Raw genomic sequence first — 3,304 nt, 5'->3', positions numbered from 1 at the left:
CCGGCCGGAAGGCCCCCGATTCCGCCGGCCTTCCCTCGGATTCCCCCCCCCATCCGCACGGGAAGGCCGGCGGGCCTCGGGCCCCGGCCGACCAGGTCCGCCGATGCCGCTACCCCCCTCCCGGCGGCATCGGCGGACTTCAGCCCTCGGTCTCTGCCCGGTGCGGAAACCGCCCGGCCCGCTCGCGGGCGCCGCGGTCAGGCCCCCAGCCGGTGAACAGACGAGAACTTCCACAGGGTCTCGCTGACCTTCCGGTCCCAGGAGGCCTCCGGGGCCCGGCCCTCCGGGACACGGTCCTGGCAGGTCGGCCCGGGCTCCGGGTCGAACTGCCCGACGACGCCGACCGCGGCGAACTCCGGCTTACCCGGGGCGCAGGCGGCGGTCAGGGCCAGCCGGGCACCCTCGCCGATCCCCCACACGTAGACCCGGTTCGGATCCACCTTGGTCCGTTTCGTGGAGACGAAGCGGACCACGTCGCGCAGATAGCGCACGTCCGCCCCCTCGGGTCCGTCGATCCGCCACGTGCCGCCCACGGCTTCCGGGAAGGCCACCGCGAAGTCGCGGGAGTTCGCGAGCTTGCCGGCGTCACTCTGCCGGTCAAGTGACTTCGCGTCCGCGTTGTCGTCGTGCAGGATCAACACCAGCGGAAGCGGGTTGGCGGGATCGGACGGGGCATGGACGAGCAGCTCGCGGCCCGCCGACGCGTAGTCGCCGGGCAGGCTGACCCGCTGGGTCTTCGGGCGGTCACGGGTCCCGAGGTAGCCCCAGGCGACCACGATCACGACACCGACGATGAGCACGGTTCTCTTGTTTTTGCCCCACCATCCGGCGAGGGGATTCGACACCACGGTCCAACCGAACCACACCGCTGGCCGGGAAACGCCGCAAACCTGGCAGCAGATGACGACAAGACCGGGGTCAGACCGGGGCCTGTCCGCCTTGTCCCCCCCAAAAAAAACGCCAGGGGACGCGTCAGGTGACGGCCAACGCGCGGCGCCGGACCTGGCGCAGCACCTCCACCTCGCGGGGCGCGTCCAACGGCGGCAGCGGACCATGGACCCAGCTGAGCAGGAGATCGGCGAGGGCGGGGTTCTGCGCGAGCACCGGCCCGTGCAGGTAGGTGCCGATGACCCGGCCATCCACGATGCCGTCCGTTCCGCCGTCACCGTCACCGATCCCGAGCCGGACCGTACCGAGCGGGATGCCGCTCGCGTCGGGCAACCGCCTCGTCCGCCCGGCGTGATTCTCATACCCGTACAGGGTGGGCAGGCCGAGCCGTGCGTCCGGTTCCACCACGATGTCCCCGACCGCACGCGCCGGCGGCGCGTCCGACGGGCCGAAGGAGCGACGGGTCTCCACGTCGACGAGATTCAGCCCCCCGTGGATCTCCCCACCGGATGGGAAGGTCGCGCCGATCACCTGGTAGCCGGCGCACACGGCGAGCACCGCCGCTCCCGAGCTCACCGCTCGCCGGATCGCCCGGTTCTGCCGGATGCCGTCCGCGGCGAGGACCTGCGGTGCGTCCTCGCCGCCGCCGAGCAGGTAGATATCACAGCTTTCGGGCACCGCCGACCCCGCAGGAACGTTCACCACCTCAACCGGCAAACCACGCCAGCGCAGGCGCTGGGACAGCACGATCGCGTTACCGCCGTCGCCGTAGGTACCAAGCAGCTCGGGGTAGATCAGCGCGATCCTGGTCGCAGAGCCGCCCGTCATCGCGTGGATCCCCTCATCTCGCGCACAACCTCGCCACGTGCACAACCTCGCCACGTGCACAACCTCGCCACGTGCACAACCTCACTGCGTGGACCTCACCAGCAGATCGCGGAACGCCGTGTAGTTGGCGACGACGTCGACCACCTTCTCGTTGGCGGCCAGGGCCGCGTCCTGCGCGCTGGCATACACGCTGTGCGGCACCTCCGCATAGGCCAGCCGAACGCTCATGTCCTCCTTGCGCTCCCCGGTGACCAGCACCTGCCGGCCGGCGAGCCGTTCGAACGGCACGTCCCAGATCCAGGACGGATCCCGCCCGTCAGCGGTCTGGGAGTTGAAGTCGATGACGACAGGCCGCGGCGGCGCGTCCGCCAACAGCTCCATCATCTCCACCCAGCCAGCGGGGTTCTTCGCCAGCAGCAACCGGCCTCGATGGCCCTCCTCGCCGAGCGCCACCTCCTGATAGCGACCCTGCACATCGCCCAGGCCGGTCATGGCCGCAAGCGCATCCTCGATCTCGATGCCGAACTCCCGGGCTGCGGCGGCGGCCATCGCCGCGTTGCCGAGGTTCACCCGTCCGGGCAGATCGAGCCGGGCCTCGATGGTGCGGCCGTACCAGAACAGTTCCCGGGAGCCGGTGACCGCGACGATCGGCTCGGGCCTGGCCAGCCCGCACTCGGACCACCAGCCGCTGCTGTTGCGGTACAGCAGCCGGGCGCACTGCGGGCAGACCATCGCGTCCGCCGTCCAGTTCTGCCCCGCCGACACCCAGACCTGCCGGTGCCAGCCCGCCGCCGCCCAGGCCACCAGGGGATCATCGACGTTCGCGACCACCGTCGTGTCGCGCAGCTCCGAGCCGAGCTCGCGCCACATGGCGGCGATGCGCCGCGTCTCGTTGGACCGGTCGAGCTGGTCACGGCTGATGTTCAGCAGCAGGACCACCCGCGGCGAGATCTCCCTGGTCACCTTCGACAGCCAGATCTCGTCCACCTCGAGAGCCGCCGCCGCGTCAAACGGCGGCCGGGACAGCGCGGCCAGCACCCCGGGCGCCATGTTCGCCCCGCCGCTGTTCGACTTGACCGGCCCCAGGGTGCCCAGGGCCCGGGCAAGCAGCCTCGTGGTGGTGGTCTTGCCGTTGGTGCCCGACACGCAGGCGGTCATCCGGTGGGAGCCGACCTCGGCGAGCGCCGCCGGGGATACCCGCAGCGCGAGCTTGCCACCGATCATCTCGCCGGAACCACGGCCGAGCCGGCGTGACGCCTCGGCCGCCAGACGTTCAACGGCGAGCGCGGCCTGGGTCCTGGCGGTGAACCGGCGGGGGATTGATGTCGTCATCGCGGTTTCTACAGTGCCACGACAGCACCGGACTGCGAAGCCCGCCCCGTCTTCTGTTCCGATAGATCCCCGGTCCAGTCCCCGGTCATCGGCCCGGTACCACCCGGTAGCGCCCCCGGACGGGGGTTTGTTCCAGCCCGGACATTACCTCACGTGAGCTGGCGTTACCCATAGTCCGTTGGGTGCAGTTCGGCTCAGGTGAGATCGTCAGGGTGACGGTCGCCAGGTGGTGGGCTGGCGTTGATCAATAAGAGGG

3 protein-coding genes are annotated in these 3,304 nt (G+C 70.6%); all 3 read right to left on the bottom strand.

The genetic code is table 11. The features are described from left to right. Positions 1-197: 197 nt before the first annotated feature. Positions 198-845: an alpha/beta hydrolase family protein gene (locus tag AC08OX_RS14095; protein WP_476608246.1), complete on the bottom strand. Its 648-nt coding sequence runs from the start codon at positions 843-845 to the stop codon at positions 198-200. Positions 846-972: 127 nt separating this feature from the next. After that, a complete protein-coding gene (locus tag AC08OX_RS14090) occupies positions 973-1,716 on the bottom strand; it encodes a type 1 glutamine amidotransferase (protein WP_476608243.1) in 744 nt (247 codons plus the stop codon). Between the two features lie 81 nt (positions 1,717-1,797). Then, the gene (locus AC08OX_RS14085; RefSeq protein WP_476608242.1) at positions 1,798-3,048 is read right to left on the bottom strand and encodes a MurT ligase domain-containing protein; all 1,251 of its coding nucleotides are present in this window, start codon (positions 3,046-3,048) and stop codon (positions 1,798-1,800) included. Positions 3,049-3,304 lie beyond the last annotated feature (256 nt).

It is taken from the genome of Frankia sp. CoBUL1 (assembly GCF_978021245.1).
Note: the sequence above shows the minus strand (reverse complement) of the source record. Positions and strands in the feature narration are given on the sequence as shown.